The 14,691-nt window shown below is 56.1% G+C and carries 8 protein-coding genes and 1 other RNA gene; 5 read left to right on the top strand and 4 right to left on the bottom strand.

All coding sequences use genetic code 11. The features are described from left to right. Positions 1-14 precede the first annotated feature (14 nt). The gene (gene dnaX / locus ACSV5M_RS07615) at positions 15-2,060 is read right to left on the bottom strand and encodes a DNA polymerase III subunit gamma/tau (protein ID WP_439175131.1); all 2,046 of its coding nucleotides are present in this window, start codon (positions 2,058-2,060) and stop codon (positions 15-17) included. Positions 2,061-2,243: 183 nt separating this feature from the next. Beyond that, positions 2,244-2,339, bottom strand: an RNA gene (ffs, locus tag ACSV5M_RS07620) — signal recognition particle sRNA small type. A 281-nt stretch (positions 2,340-2,620) separates the two neighbouring features. Here ffs and tpx point away from each other — a divergent pair. Then, positions 2,621-3,118: a thiol peroxidase gene (gene tpx, locus ACSV5M_RS07625; RefSeq protein WP_439175133.1), complete on the top strand. Its 498-nt coding sequence runs from the start codon at positions 2,621-2,623 to the stop codon at positions 3,116-3,118. Positions 3,119-3,236: 118 nt separating this feature from the next. On the opposite strand, the gene ACSV5M_RS07630 is transcribed toward tpx, so the two are convergent. Further along, positions 3,237-4,505: an MHYT domain-containing protein gene (locus tag ACSV5M_RS07630; protein WP_439175135.1), complete on the bottom strand. Its 1,269-nt coding sequence runs from the start codon at positions 4,503-4,505 to the stop codon at positions 3,237-3,239. Between the two features lie 222 nt (positions 4,506-4,727). Between ACSV5M_RS07630 and ilvD the strand changes: the two genes are divergently transcribed. Then, positions 4,728-6,407, top strand: a complete 1,680-nt coding sequence (gene ilvD, locus ACSV5M_RS07635; protein ID WP_439175137.1) for a dihydroxy-acid dehydratase — start codon at positions 4,728-4,730, stop codon at positions 6,405-6,407. A gap of 110 nt (positions 6,408-6,517) precedes the next feature. Here the strand turns inward: ilvD and ACSV5M_RS07640 are convergent, their stop codons facing one another. After that, positions 6,518-7,435: a LysR family transcriptional regulator gene (locus ACSV5M_RS07640; RefSeq protein WP_439175138.1), complete on the bottom strand. Its 918-nt coding sequence runs from the start codon at positions 7,433-7,435 to the stop codon at positions 6,518-6,520. Between the two features lie 182 nt (positions 7,436-7,617). Here ACSV5M_RS07640 and metE point away from each other — a divergent pair, with 182 nt between their 5' ends. The 3 genes from metE to ACSV5M_RS07655 all read left to right on the top strand — a co-directional run bounded on the left by metE (position 7,618) and on the right by ACSV5M_RS07655 (position 14,623). Next, complete coding sequence (metE, locus tag ACSV5M_RS07645) at positions 7,618-10,053, top strand: 5-methyltetrahydropteroyltriglutamate--homocysteine S-methyltransferase (protein ID WP_439175140.1); 2,436 nt, start codon at positions 7,618-7,620, stop codon at positions 10,051-10,053. A gap of 437 nt (positions 10,054-10,490) precedes the next feature. Then, complete coding sequence (locus tag ACSV5M_RS07650; protein ID WP_439175258.1) at positions 10,491-11,342, top strand: 6-carboxytetrahydropterin synthase; 852 nt, start codon at positions 10,491-10,493, stop codon at positions 11,340-11,342. A gap of 386 nt (positions 11,343-11,728) precedes the next feature. Beyond that, complete coding sequence (locus ACSV5M_RS07655; protein ID WP_439175143.1) at positions 11,729-14,623, top strand: di-heme oxidoredictase family protein; 2,895 nt, start codon at positions 11,729-11,731, stop codon at positions 14,621-14,623. Positions 14,624-14,691 lie beyond the last annotated feature (68 nt).

Consider the following 14,691-nt stretch of genomic DNA (forward strand, 5'->3'; position numbering starts at 1 on the left):
TAGTGCGTTACCGATCAGCCCTGGCCCACCGGCGTAATGGAGTCTTCGCGCAGGGTTGCGCCAAAATGTTCGATCAACTGTTGAACAATGGGGTCGCTCTTGATAGATGCAACCGCGTCTGCCTGACGCTCCTGGCGATGGCGGATGGCAATTGCCGCCGGTGTTTCGGCGGTCACCTGGCCGGGCCGGATTACCACCTTTACCCGCTCGATAAAGTAGTCACTCAACAGGTCCGCCAGACGTTGCTGGTGCCCTTCATCGTAGAGCGTGCTGTTGGTGTCATCCAGCACAAAATGAAACTGGTTACCCTGGCGGTCCACCAACTGGCAGTTGGCAGCCGTACTTTGCAAGATGCCCGTTACGCCTAAACCCAGGTAAATCTGTGGCCAGGTTTCCGGACCTGCCTGCTCCAGAGACACTTTCGCTATTTGTTTCGGCACTTGCTTTGGTACGGAGCCAGCTACCGGCACGGACACCTGATTCGGTAGCCTGTCCGGTGCTTTCGGCGGGGCCGCAACCACTGGTTCAGGTACTGCCACACTGGCACTGGTCGGGGCGATGGTCGCCGCTGCTTCAACCGCCGGGCTCGGCGCACTGACGGGCGGCGTTACTGCCGCTTCAGGCTTTTTTGCCGGTGAATCTCGGTCATCGTATTCAGCGGGCGTTTGCAGGTACTCCGCGTAATCTGCCCCGTTGTCATAGGGACCATCAAAAGGCGGCGGCTCGTTCTGACTAGGTGCAGACGGGACTGGTGCTGGTTCAGGCGGCCGTTGGGCCGGCGCTGCCTGCGGGATCGGTTTATCTTCCGTCAGCGGCGTTTTTTCAGCTGGCGGTTGGCCAACAGCTGCAGGCTGACTCGGTTGCGTGGGTGGATTAACTGATGCAACCGAAGCTGCGCTAGACGGTGCGGGCTGCGTGGATGCGGTCGGCGCACGGCTGGCAGATGGCAAGGTTTGGGTCGGGACTTCGAGAACGCCCTGGGGTTTAAATGCCAGCATGCGCAACAGGACCATCTCAAACCCGGCGCGCGGGTCCGGCGCCAGGGGCAAGTCCCGCCGACCCAATAATGCCGTTTGATAAAACAACTGGATGTCTTCCGATGGCAGCTTTTGCGCAAGCCCCATAATGCGCTCGCGATCGCCATAACTGTTGTCCACCGCTTCCGGCAAGGCCTGGGCTATGGCTACGCGATGCAGCACCGACAGCATCTCGGCCAGCGCACTGGCATAATCCGGCGCGTGTTCAGACATTCGCGCCACTGCGGCTAACACCGCCGGACCATCCAGCGCGGCCAGCGCATCCACAATTTCATACACGGCACCCTGGTCAATGGTGCCGAGCATCGCCCGCACTTCCGCCTCGGTGATCTTGCCGGAACCATAAGCGATTGCCTGGTCTGTCAGACTCATGGCATCACGCATACTGCCGTCGGCAGAGCGGCCTAATTGCCACAACGCCGACTCCTCAAAAGGTACCAGCTCTTTATCCAGCACAAACTTCAAGTGCTGGACGATCCGTTCCGGATTCATATTCTTGAGGTTGAACTGCAAACAGCGCGACAGGATCGTCATCGGCAATTTTTGCGGATCGGTGGTGGCCAGCAGGAATTTGACGTGGGGTGGCGGTTCTTCGAGGGTCTTCAGCAGCGCGTTAAAGCTGCTGTTGGAGAGCATATGGACTTCGTCGATCAGATACACCTTGTAGCGCCCGCGCGTTGGCGCGTACTGAACGTTTTCCAGCAGTTCGCGGGTGTCTTCGACCTTGGTGCGGGAGGCCGCGTCCACCTCGATCAGGTCTACAAAGCGACCTTCTGCGATTTCGCGGCAGGCCGAACATTGACCGCAAGGTTCAGAACTCACGCCCGTTTCACAATTCAGGCACTTTGCGAGGATTCGCGCGATGGTGGTCTTACCTACCCCGCGGGTACCGGTAAACAAATACGCATGATGTAGACGATTATGGTCCAGCGCATTGATCAATGCCTGCAACACATGCTCCTGCCCCACCATCTCACGGAAGATGCGAGGACGCCATTTACGGGCCAGGACTTGATAACTCATGCGGTGGCTACTCTCCGGGGAAAAACGTGCCGGGGATTATAGCGGTCAACGCGGGGAAAAGGGAAAAGGGAAAAGGGAAAAGGGAAAAGGGAAAAGGGAAAAGGGAAAAGGGAAAAGGGAAAAGGGAAAAGGGAAACAGTTTGTGGGTAAGGTTGTAAAAGGCAAGGGATAAATGGGTGGTGACCTGACCAGCCACACCCCGGCACATAACTTACTGCTACCGTTGCTCCCTTCCGGGCCTGGCGGGGTTTACAGATCATTATTGCGAGGGGACCGGAAAGGCCACCATTGCAGCTTGCGTTTGGCTGTGAGCCAGACTGCAAGAGGCGCGCATTATCCGCAGTTTGTCCGGTCATTGCAAGGCGCTTTCGGAATAAGCGTTATGCGAGCGGCGATCCGGTAAAAAAACAACAAGAGCGCGGAAACCGGCAAATATCCGCCATATTTGCGCGAATCAAGCGGTTGCTTAACTTGTTATTTCCTTTTTTGGCCGCATTCATCTAGGCTTGCGCTGAAAATCCCAGCCATCAAATTTTTCCCTACAACAGGAGTTAGACCCTATGGCAACAGTGACCCTCAAAGGAAATCCCTTTAACACCAATGGCAATTTGCCCGCCAGTGGTAGCCAGGCCCCCGCGTTCAAATTGGTGAAGACTGATTTGTCTGAGGTTGCTCTGGAGGATTTGAAAGGCAAACGTGTTGTATTGAATATTTTCCCCAGCGTCGATACTCCCACCTGCGCAACTTCTGTGCGTACCTTCAATGCTGAAGCGAGCAAATTGGACAACACCGTTGTGGTGTGCGCCTCGCAAGATTTACCGTTTGCACTGGCTCGCTTCTGCGGTGCGGAAGGTCTGGATAAGGTTATCCCCGCGTCGGCATTTCGTTCCAACTTTGCCAGCGATTATGGCGTAAAACTGGTTGATGGCCCCCTGGCCGGTTTAACCGCGCGGGCTGTGGTGGTTGTGGATACCGATGGAAAAGTGTTGCATACCGAGTTAGTCAGCGAAGTCGCCCATGAGCCAAACTACGAGGCGGCACTGAAAGCATTAGCGTAATTTTTGCCTTACTTTTTGCACGGAGCGTTGTTTCAGCTGATTCTTGCGTTGCAACCTCGTCAATTGGCGGCAGGCACTCAAAAAAATGCCTGCCGTCACATCCCCACCTCAATATTAATCACGCCATTTGCAGCTTCTGCTCAGCCGTTTTCGCGGGGTTGCGCAGTCTTTGAGCGGCACGGATGAGGTTACGGCTGTTCGTGCCGGACGCCGGATATTCACTGAACCCCCAGCCCCATTGATAGCTAATCTGCTTGCCGTTGATCATCTGGCTTTGCTCCAGCGCCCTCGTCAACTGGCGTACAACCTCTGCACGCGCGCCAGCCGTCAGGGGCTGGACGATAAACATAAAACTGTTATTGCTGTAGCGGACCAGTAACTCCGTGTGCGGCAACGCCTGCTGCAAGATCGCCGCAATCTGTCGCATCGAAGCCTGCACAGTGTCATCCGTGTGACGCTGGATCAGTTCCCGATAATTCGTCAGTTCAAGGTACCAAAGGCTGAAGGGCGACGGCGTGTTGCCGGTATCCCGCACCGTTAATTTCTCCAGTACCCGCGCTTCCAGGAGGTTGCGGTTGGCGAGACCGGTAACGCGATCATAAAACGCGGCCTGATGGACGGCCTGTTGGCGCTCTCGCATCGCCGCGCGAACGCGCTCCGCTTCGCGCAGATCGCGGTAAGCCATGTAAAGCGCCAGAAGCAAAAAGATACTGGCAGCGACAGCGGTCGGAATCCCCATCCAGTCGCCGCGCAGCGTATTGGTGTCTGCTGTGACCGCACCACTGGGGTAGTTGGCCGCCGCCATGCCGGTGTAATGCATTCCGCAAATGGCGGCGCCCATCACCAGGGCAGCAGCCAGTTTCACCGCCAGCGCATAATTCGGCGGAACATCGCGCACCTTGCGGCAGATCACCAGTGCGGCACCCGAGGCTACCACCGCGATGACACCGGACAGGATCACCAAGGCTGTATCGTATTGAATAGCGGGATGCATCTGCATCGCGTACATACCGCCGTAATGCATGGCGAAGATACCCGTCCCCATGATGAATGCACTGGCAGCGATGCTGCGCCAGGCCACCGTCGGCAGGGTAATGACATACAAAGCCAGGGCGGACGCCAGCACCGCCGGAATCCAGGATGCCAGGGTCAACCAGGCGCTGAATGACATATGCGCGTGACCCGGCATGGTGTAAGCGCTCATGCCGACAAAATGCATGGACCAGATGCCAGTGCCGAGACACAAGGCCCCGGCGGCCAGCCAGAACTTGCGCGCGTTACCCGAAAGATCAAATAAGCGGGTACCAAAATAAATAGCCGTGTAGGCCGCGATAACCGCTACGCAGTAGGATGCAAAAACCAGGAGCCAATTGTAGGAACCAGCCATGAGATGCCTCTAGTTGACGGGTAATGGTGGGTGAACGATGGAGCGCGGAAAAGACACATTGATTTACGCGCCACGCTTGTCGATAGATCACCGTCTAATTAAAGATTTATCCGCCAAATGCGTTTCTGCCCGATCCTCCTCAGCGAAAACCAAACAAGCTGTGGTCACAGCCTTATGCGTACCGCTTGCCCTTCAGACATCCAGCCAGATCAAGGAGAAACCATGCCTCACAACAAACGTTCACAACACATTACCCAAGGCGTAGCCCGGGCGCCCAATCGCGCCATGTATTACGCCATGGGCTACGCAAAGGCGGATTTTGAAAAGCCGATGGTTGGGGTCGCCAATGGCCACTCAACAATTACGCCGTGCAATTCCGGTTTGCAGAAGCTGGCTGACGCTGCCATTACCGCTATCGCTGAAGCGGGCGGCAATCCACAGGTGTTCGGCACGCCCACTATCTCGGATGGCATGTCCATGGGCACGGAAGGCATGAAGTATTCACTCATCTCCCGCGAGGTCATTGCAGATTGCATTGAAACCTGTGTGCAGGGTCAGTGGATGGATGGCGTGTTGGTGATCGGTGGCTGTGACAAAAATATGCCCGGCGGCATGATCGCCATGGCCCGCACCAATGTGCCGAGCATCTATGTGTATGGCGGCACCATCAAACCGGGTCATTGGCAGGGGCAGGATCTGAATATTGTGTCAGTGTTTGAAGCGGTGGGTGCTTACACCGCCCAACGCATCGACGCCGTGGAATTTGAAGCGATTGAACGCCACGCCTGCCCGTCCAGCGGTTCCTGTGGCGGCATGTACACAGCCAATACCATGAGCGCAGCCTTTGAAGCGCTGGGTTTGTCATTGCTCGGGTCATCCACCATGGCCAACACCGACCAAGAGAAAGTGACCAGCGCCGCAGAATCCGGGCGGGTGTTGCTGGAGGCTATCAAGCGGGATATCAAACCGCGCGACATCATCACCCGGAACGCCATTGAAAACGCGGTGGCCCTGATTATGGCGGTGGGCGGTTCCACCAATGCCGTGCTGCATTTCCTCGCCATCGCCCGGGCCGCCGAGGTGGAGTGGACCCTGGATGATTTTGAACGGGTGCGCCAGAAAATCCCGGTGTTGTGCGACCTGAAACCCTCCGGCCAGTACCTGGCGGTGGACCTGCATCAGGTGGGTGGCGTGCCGCGGGTGCTGAAAGCGCTGCTGGAGGCGGACTTGCTGTTTGGTGATTGCCTGACGATTACCGGTCGCACCCTGGCGGAGGAGTTGCAGTTATGGCCCGATAATCGGACCGAGACGCCGCGCGTGATTTATCCGGTTACGGCGCCCATCTACCCCCACGGACATCTGGCGATCCTCAAGGGCAACCTGGCCGTAGATGGCGCGGTGGCCAAGATTACCGGCCTGAAAAGCCCAAAGATCACCGGCCCGGCGCGGGTATTTGACGATGAAGACAGCGCGATGGCCGCCATCCTCGGCGACCAGATTCAAGCGGGTGACGTGCTGGTGTTGCGTTACCTGGGCCCCCAAGGCGGGCCGGGGATGCCGGAGATGCTCGCACCGACCTCGGCACTGATCGGGAAAGGTTTGGGCGACAGCGTCGGCCTGTTAACAGATGGCCGTTTCTCCGGTGGTACCTGGGGCATGGTAGTGGGACATGTTGCACCAGAAGCCTTTGTCGGTGGGACTATCGCGCTGGTTCACGATGGTGATTTGATTACCATTGATGCGGACACCCTGAGCTTGCATCTGCATGTGAGCGATGAGGAACTGGCAGCGCGGCGCGCTGAATGGAAACACCCGGAACCGCGTTACACCCGTGGTGTATTAGCGAAATTTGCCCGCCTGGCGCGCCCGGCAAATGAAGGGGCAACAACGGGGGATGGCTAGGTCCTGGACAATTGTCACGGAAAATTAACTCCGGCTGTTGCACAAAGCTAACCAGTTAAACCCGATACTCCATCCAATCAATCGGATGTTATTGCGCAACAAAGCGACACTTATACCACCTGCTTCACACCGGAAAGATTTTTCAGGCAATGCGCTTTGGCCAGCTTTAAGAAGTCCTGCACAAACGGCGCGGCCAATTGTTCCTCGCGAACCGCCGCATACAAGGTCGGCCAAACACCGTGCTCACCCGCAGAACGTACACTGATCAATGCCTTATCGACATATTCAGCCAATACCCAATTGGGTAAGGCACAAACGCCCCGACCACTGGCAACCAGCTGCACCATCATCAAGGTTAATTCCGAAGTGCGCACACCGGCGGGCGCGACGCCGGCGGGATCGAGAAAATATTTAAAAATATCCAGGCGACTGCGTTCGACCGGATAGGTAATCACGGTTTGATCGGCAAGGTCTTCCGGCTGCAAAAAACGTTTTGCCTGCAACGGATGGTGGTTGGCAATGGCGATCTGCATTTCGTAACTGAACAGCGCCACATATTCCACGCCTTTGATGGGTTGCGGGTCCGAGGTTATTACCAGGTCTACCTCGCCTTGCGCCAGGGCCGGCAGCGGCTCAAACATAAACCCGCCGGAAAAATCCAGTTCAATGGCAGGCCATTGATTGCGATAAACATCCACTGTCGGCATCAACCAGTTAAAACAACTGTGACACTCGATAGCCATGTACAGGCGCCCTGCTTCGCCGTGCAATAATTTTTGAAGGTCCCGCTCGGCCTCACTGACTTTAGCGAGTACGTCATCGGCTAATTGCAACAAACGTTTGCCTGCCTCGGTAAAACGCAGGGGGCGGCTTTTGCGGACAAACAGTTCGCAATCCAGGCGGCTTTCCAATTCCTTGAGCTGATGGGACAACGCCGATTGGGTTAAAAACAAACGCTCCGCCGCCTCTACCAGGCTACCGGTTTCCCGCAGAGCGAGCAGGGTTTTTAAATGGCGGATTTCGATCATCTCAACCTCATCAAGGAACCGTAGGTTGGATTAGCCGCGTAGCGGCGTAATCCAACAAACAATACGAGGAGATTACTATAAATTCTATTCATGTTAAAACTGAAAATTATCAGTTTGATTCAAGTTAATAACTTCCGGACAATGCCTGTCATCGTGAATTGGATAAAAAAGAGGCAGCAATCATGTCAGGAACCTCCGTTATCGCCCATAACCTGGGCTTTCCGCGTATCGGCGCGGATCGTGAATTAAAGAAAGCACTGGAAGCCTATTGGCGCGGTGATCTGTCCCGGGAAGGGCTGGAAGCGGCGGGCCGTGAACTGCGGCTGGCCCACTGGAAACTACAAGCCGACTCAGGTCTGGATCTGATCCCGACCGGCGACTTTGCGTGGTATGACCAGGTACTGACCCTGTCCGCCACACTGGGCAATATCCCCCTGCGCCATCGCAAAGATGCACCGGCTAGTGCCGTTGCGCATACCCATGACGACGCGGCGTGCTGCGCTCACACTCAAGGCAGCGCGAGCCACGCGGCACCGGGGCAGCCGTGCACCGACGTCGATCTCGACACATTGTTCCGCGTGGCGCGCGGTCGTGCACCGACCGGGCAAGCGACCACCGCCTCTGACATGACCAAATGGTTTGATACCAACTATCACTATCTGGTGCCGGAATTTCACCTGGGTCAGACGTTCAGTTTGAGCTGGCGGCAAATCATCGATGAAACCGCAGACGCTATCGCGGCAGGCTATGCCGTCAAGCCGGTGATCCTCGGACCGCTCAGTTATTTATGGTTGGGTAAAGAAAAAGGTCAGGCATTTGATCGTTTCGATTTACTGCAAAACCTGCTGCCGGCTTATGAGCAATTACTGCAAGCCTTGGCCGATGTCGGCGCAAGCTGGGTGCAAATCGATGAACCGATTCTGGTCCTGGACCTGCCGGCTAAATGGCAGCAGGCGTTTGAAAATGTCTACCATCGCCTGCAGCACAAACAATTGAAAATCCTAGTGGCGACTTATTTCGGTGCCCTGGGTGAGAACTTATCTACAGCGGTGAATTTACCCGTGGCCGGTTTGCATATCGATGCGGTGCGCGCACCGGAGCAGGTGCTCACGCTGGTTGATCGCCTCTCGGCCCATAAAATTTTATCGATCGGTGTGGTTGACGGTCGCAATATCTGGCGCAACGATCTGGGCAAATCCCTTGCGGTGTTAACCGCAGCGCAGGAACGCCTCGGTGAGCGTTTGTGGGTGGCACCGTCCTGTTCGTTATTGCACTCACCGGTGGATCTGGAGCGCGAAGAAAAATTAGCTGCTGACATAAAAAGCTGGTTGGCATTTGCCAAACAAAAAGTGGGCGAAGTCGTCGCATTGAAAACCCTGCTGACCCGCCCGTTTGATGCACTTGCGCAGGAAGCGCTCTCCAGCAGTAATGCCGCCGCCCAGGCGCGTCGGACTTCATCACTGATTCATAACCCGGCGGTGCAAGCGCGCTTGCACGCTGTAAAACCGCAGGACAGCGAACGGCAAAGTGGCTTTGCGACGCGGAACAAGCAACAGCAGGCGTTATTGAATCTGCCGCTGTTTCCGACCACCACCATCGGCTCATTTCCGCAGACGGATCATATACGCCAGACCCGCCGCGACTTTAAACAGGGCGCAATCAACGAAGCCGAATACCAGAATCGCATTCGCCAGGAAATTGCCGATGCCATTGCGCGTCAGGAAAAACTGGGTATTGATGTGCTTGTGCACGGCGAAGCCGAGCGCAACGACATGGTGGAGTATTTTGGTGAGAACCTCGACGGTTATGCGTTTACCCAATATGGTTGGGTGCAGAGTTACGGCTCGCGCTGTGTGAAACCACCGATTATTTATGGCGACGTATCGCGTCCGCAGCCGATTACCGTGAGCTGGGCGCGCTACGCCCAATCCCTCAGCCAAAAGCCGGTAAAAGGCATGTTGACCGGACCCATCACCATGCTCTTCTGGTCCTTTGTGCGCGACGACCAGCCGCGTGCGACCACCGCCCTGCAAATTGCGCTGGCCCTGCGCGATGAAGTGGTTGACCTGGAATCTGCCGGTATCAAGGTGATTCAAATTGATGAACCGGCTATTCGCGAAGGCTTGCCATTGCGTAAGAAAGATTGGCAGGCATATCTGGATTGGGCAGTGAAGGCGTTTCGCATCAGCGCCAGCGGTGTGCAGGACGAAACCCAGATTCACACCCATATGTGTTACTCGGAGTTCAACGACATCATTGGTGCGATTGCGGATCTGGATGCGGATGTCATCACCATTGAAACCTCGCGCTCCGATGGTGAATTGCTGCAAGCCTTTGAGGCTTTTAAATACCCCAACGATATCGGCCCGGGTGTGTACGACATCCACTCGCCCAACGTGCCGGAGGTCGACACCATGGTGAATTTGTTGCGTCGTGCCGCACGCGAATTACCGGTGGAGCGTTTGTGGGTCAATCCGGATTGTGGCTTGAAAACCCGCCGGTGGCCGGAGACTGAAGCCGCGCTGGCGCGGATGGTGGAAGCAGCGGTTATCTTGCGCAAGGAATACGCCGGGAAATCATCGGCCAAGGCAAGGCATGAGGCAGCCGAACTCGTTTAACCGTCACCGTTAGTTTTTAATGTTTTTTGAAAAAAGCTAAGGCTCGGGGAAATCCCCCGAGCCCCAAGCCAGCGCTTGATAAATGACAGTAGGGGCTGTCAAGGCTTCATGAACACTTACCGGATGCGAATCTCACCCGGCACAGGGGTAAGCAACAACAAGTTTCCCGATTCAGCACATTCACTGCTCCGCGCATGTACGGATTAGGCAATGAGCAACCACCAGACCCGGCTTATTGTCACAAAAACCACAACAATATCTTAGCCCCTCTCCCCAGCACCTGCAACCAACTTGTATACTAGAACCCAAACAAACTAAGCCGGTTCTTCCATATAGCGATTAGTTTATTCACCACCGCCTCCCGCTGCCCTGAACGCGCGGCAGGTGATATCATGGCCGCCGATTTATCCATTACCCCCCTACCCTCGGCCTTTTTTATGCTGTTGTTTGTCGATAACCTCACCAATGTTGATTTCAGCTTCCTTGATCCCCAACGCGGTTTATTGGGCGAAACCTGGTTGGCCAATGTCCAGTTGCATGGAGAGTTGGATGAACAGGGGATGGTGTGCGACTTCGGTACCGTCAAGAAATTATTGCGCCACTGGCTTGATACGGAGTTGGATCACCGTTTGGCCGTGCCCGCCCGCTCACCCAACATCACCATCACCGAAGTCGATGACCAGCTGGATATCCAGTGGGAATTTGGTGACGACGGTGAATTTCTTCATACCCGTTCGCCCAAGGATGCTATCGCCTTGGTAGAAGCTGAGGTGCTGACGCCGGCCTCTGTCGCCGACTGGTGTATCCGCCGCCTGAAAAGTTTATTTCCGGACAGCGTGGCGCGATTGGAGCTGAGCTTCAGTAACGAGATGATCGATGGGGCCTTCTACCATTACAGTCATGGTTTGAAAAAGCACGGCGGCAACTGCCAGCGCATTGCCCATGGTCACCGTTCGCGTATCGATATCTGGGCCAACGATCAAAAAAGTCCCGCCCTCGAACATCAGTGGGCCGAACGCTGGCGTGACATTTATATTGGTACCCGTGAAGACATCATCGCCAAACCGCAATTCGGTGGCCTTGCGTATTACCACTTTGCGTATACTTCGGCACAGGGGCCTTTTGAACTGACCTTACCGCAACGATGTTGCTATCTGATTGATACTGACAGCACCGTCGAGTTTCTTGCATACCACATTGCCCAGACAACGCGCGCCGACAATCCGGATAAGACGATTCGCGTTAAAGCGTTTGAAGGCATCAACAAAGGTGCGCTTGCAGAAGCCTGATTTCTCAGGCTTGTGCACTAGCAGACCACACGCATTTGGCCTTTCGCTTTTCTTAAAAGAAAAAATTTTGCCAATTTTTTTGTGATGCAGTTTTTATTTATCGGCATAAAAAACCACGCAATCTTTTTTCCCAATTCCCACGCTTACTGGCATCCCCGCATCAGGAATTCCGCTTAGTTATTCCCCACCAAAGTGGGACGATTAATCGCTGGCTTTGTGCAATTCTGCCTGCGCAAGTTAATGCCTGATACGAAAAATATAACCATAGCGGGAAGCTGCAATTCCCACCCGGGGACGCAGCATTCAATCAAACCAACCTCACTTCATCACCCGCAGACGATTGCTGTACCGGTACGGTGATGATCGCGGTTATCTGGAGATAAACAATGCGCAGAATAAATATAAGATGTATTTACTGCTTGCTCGGTGTCATTCTGCTGTTAAGCCACGCAAGCCACGCCCAAACCAATCTGGCGCTCAATAAAACAACTACCGCCAGCACCGCTATGACGCCCGCCACTAACGCAACGGACGGTAATAGCGGCACACGCTGGGAATCCAACCACGGCGTAAGCCCTTCGTGGTTGCGGATTGATTTAGGCAGTGCAGCAGCGCTGACCAGTGTGGTGATCGACTGGGAAGCGGCCAATGCAGCCAATTATGAAATCCAGGGTTCCAACGACGACAACAACTGGACCACCCTCGCCTCGCAAACCGGCGGCACCTTTGGTGCGCGCACGGATACGGTGGCTGTGTCCGGCTCCTATCGTTATGTGCGTATTTATTGCACGCAGCGCAGCACCGGCAATCAATGGGGTTACTCAATATGGGAAGTCCGCGTATTTAGCGGTGGCGCCGTGACGCCGCCACCGGAAACCAACATCGCCCTGAATAAAATTGCCACCAGCAGTCCGGCCCTGACCGCAGCTAACCTGGCGGTGGACGGCAATGGCGGCACCCGCTGGGAATCGACCCACGGCGCCGGTACGGCCTGGTTGCAGGTAGATCTGGGCAACAGCTATAGCCTGGGCAGTGTGGCCATTGATTGGGAAGCCGCCAACGCCGCCAATTACCAGGTTCAGGGTTCAACCAACGGCAGCAGCTGGTCTACCCTGGCCACCCATACCGGCGGGGCTTTCGGGGAACGGACCGACACCCATGCCATCACCGGCAATTACCGCTATCTGCGCATCAACGCCACCCAACGCAGTGCCGGCAATAACTGGGGTTACTCGATCTGGGAAGTGCGTGTCTTTGGCGGTGCCACCGGCAGTTCTTCTTCCAGCAGCTCAAGCTCGGTCGCTTCGGTCAGCTCCAGCTCTTCGAGCAGCTCCTCCAGCAGTTCAATCGTGCCATCCAGCTCGTCCAGCGCCATGAGTTCCAGCAGCGTACCGCTGGGCAATGTGGTGCCGTTATATAACTCCTCCACCCAACTGGAGCCGGTGATTCAATATGACCGGGGCGATGCGTTAGTCACCCGCATTGCAGATCGCGCCCGCGACCGTCACGCCAAAGAGGACATGTTCCAGGCCTACGACCACTTCCTGAGTTTTTACTGGGAACATCGCACCGCGTCTATTGAGATCATCGATTATGTTGCGAAAGGCGGCACCACCATCAGGATGAACGTACGGACGCAATGGCCCCTGGCGAGCACGGATAACCGCTGGTTCTATATTGGCGTCAACACCGTGGCGGAGTTCTGTGATAACGGCGGTATGTTGATGACGGACCCCTACAACTATTACAAGGAAAGCAGCTACAACTGCCGCGAAGGTCGCCAGATCCAGATCGGCGATAAGCTCGAATTTGAGCCCAGCCAGTTCCTGGCCCACGATGTACCCAATGGCCGTTCGGCTTATTATGGCACGACCTTCCTGTATATCGTGGGTCAAGGCCTGGTGCCCTGGGAAATCGGCGGCGCGACACCGCAAGGCGGTATCAAAGACTCGGTGCCCATCCCTGAAAGCGCCTGGTTAGGTGGCGAGACGACCCTGCATCAACTCAGCGCCGGTGAACCGCACCACCACTTTATGCAGATGGCGACCAACCTGGGTTACGACAATGGCCAGCCATTTGTGCTGGGCCGACGCCTGCACCATACCTCTTTCGTCAACGGCACCCACGACGAGCGGCCCGTGGAGAATGAAGTCTTCAGCGAAATGATTGGCAAGGCCGGTCCCCGCTGGGTCAACGACAGCTGCGCCGGCTGCCACGTACGCAATGGGCGCGCCGCCCCCGCACCAGTCGGCGAACCATTGGATAAATGGGTATTCCGCGTCGGTGATGCCAATGGCAATCCTCACCCGCAACTGGGGCGCGCCTTGCAAACCCGCGCTAATGGTGGAGCCAACAGTGAGGGCGAAGTCTCCATCGCGTTCTGGCAGGAGTCGAATGGCTTGCGTTCGCCCCAGTATCAATTTACCGGGGTAACACCGGAGCGTTTCTCTGCCCGTATTGCACCGCAGTTAGTCGGCATGGGCCTGCTTGAAGCCGTGGCGGAATCCACGATTCTGGCTATGGAAGACGCCAATGATGCCAATGGCGACGGTATATCCGGGCGCGCCAACCGGGTGGTCGATCCCGCCAGCGGTCAAACCCGCCTGGGGCGGTTTGGCTACAAGGCGGCCACCAGCAGCGTCAAACACCAGGTCGCCAGCGCCTTTAATAGCGACATGGGAGTAATGACATCCTTGCTGCCCAACCCGGATTGCGGATCCGGCCAATCCGGCTGCGGTGGCAGCGGCTCGGAGCTGGCAGATGCCCATTTGGACAACCTGGTGAAATACATCTCCCTGCTCGGCGTACGGCCCCAACGCGATATCAACAATCCGGCGGTACAGCGTGGCCAAACGCTGTTCTCCGATATCGGCTGTGCCGGTTGCCACAAACCGACCCTGCAAACCAGTCAGTATCACCCCTTGGCTGAGCTTCGTGGTCAGACGATCCACCCCTACACCGACCTGTTGCTGCACGATATGGGACCGGGACTGGCGGACAATCTGGGTGAAGGCCAGGCATCCGGCTCCGAGTGGCGCACTGCGCCTTTATGGGGATTGGGATTATCAGCGTGTGTCACCGGCGGCGTGATCAACCCCATCGGCGGCCAAGGCAACGAAGTCTGCACGCCCGTGCACAGCTACCTGCACGACGGCCGCGCCAGGACGATTGAAGAAGCCATCCTGTGGCACGGCGGCGAAGGAGAAGCGGCTAAAAATGCTTATCAGGCGTTGTCTGGCGGACAAAAAGAAGATGTGCTCAGTTTCCTGAAATCCTTGTAAGCTTCGTCGAGTTTTTCGGCCATTAAAAAAGCCCCGGCTGCACAAGCAGTCGGGGCTTTTTTAATGGC

This window comes from Cellvibrio sp. ARAG 10.3 (assembly GCF_051846955.1).
In the GTDB taxonomy this organism is placed as follows: Bacteria; Pseudomonadota; Gammaproteobacteria; order Pseudomonadales; family Cellvibrionaceae; genus Cellvibrio.

Excerpts from the sequence above, each read along its gene's own strand:
- tpx (WP_439175133.1), top strand. The coding sequence starts at position 2,621 with ATGGCAACAGTGACCCTCAAAGGAAATCCCTTTAACACCAATGGCAAT.
- metE (WP_439175140.1), top strand. The coding sequence starts at position 7,618 with ATGTCAGGAACCTCCGTTATCGCCCATAACCTGGGCTTTCCGCGTATC.
- ACSV5M_RS07650 (WP_439175258.1), top strand. The coding sequence starts at position 10,491 with ATGCTGTTGTTTGTCGATAACCTCACCAATGTTGATTTCAGCTTCCTT.
- dnaX (WP_439175131.1), bottom strand. The coding sequence starts at position 2,060 with ATGAGTTATCAAGTCCTGGCCCGTAAATGGCGTCCTCGCATCTTCCGT.
- ACSV5M_RS07640 (WP_439175138.1), bottom strand. The coding sequence starts at position 7,435 with ATGATCGAAATCCGCCATTTAAAAACCCTGCTCGCTCTGCGGGAAACC.
- ilvD (WP_439175137.1), top strand. The coding sequence starts at position 4,728 with ATGCCTCACAACAAACGTTCACAACACATTACCCAAGGCGTAGCCCGG.
- ACSV5M_RS07630 (WP_439175135.1), bottom strand. The coding sequence starts at position 4,505 with ATGGCTGGTTCCTACAATTGGCTCCTGGTTTTTGCATCCTACTGCGTA.
- ACSV5M_RS07655 (WP_439175143.1), top strand. The coding sequence starts at position 11,729 with ATGCGCAGAATAAATATAAGATGTATTTACTGCTTGCTCGGTGTCATT.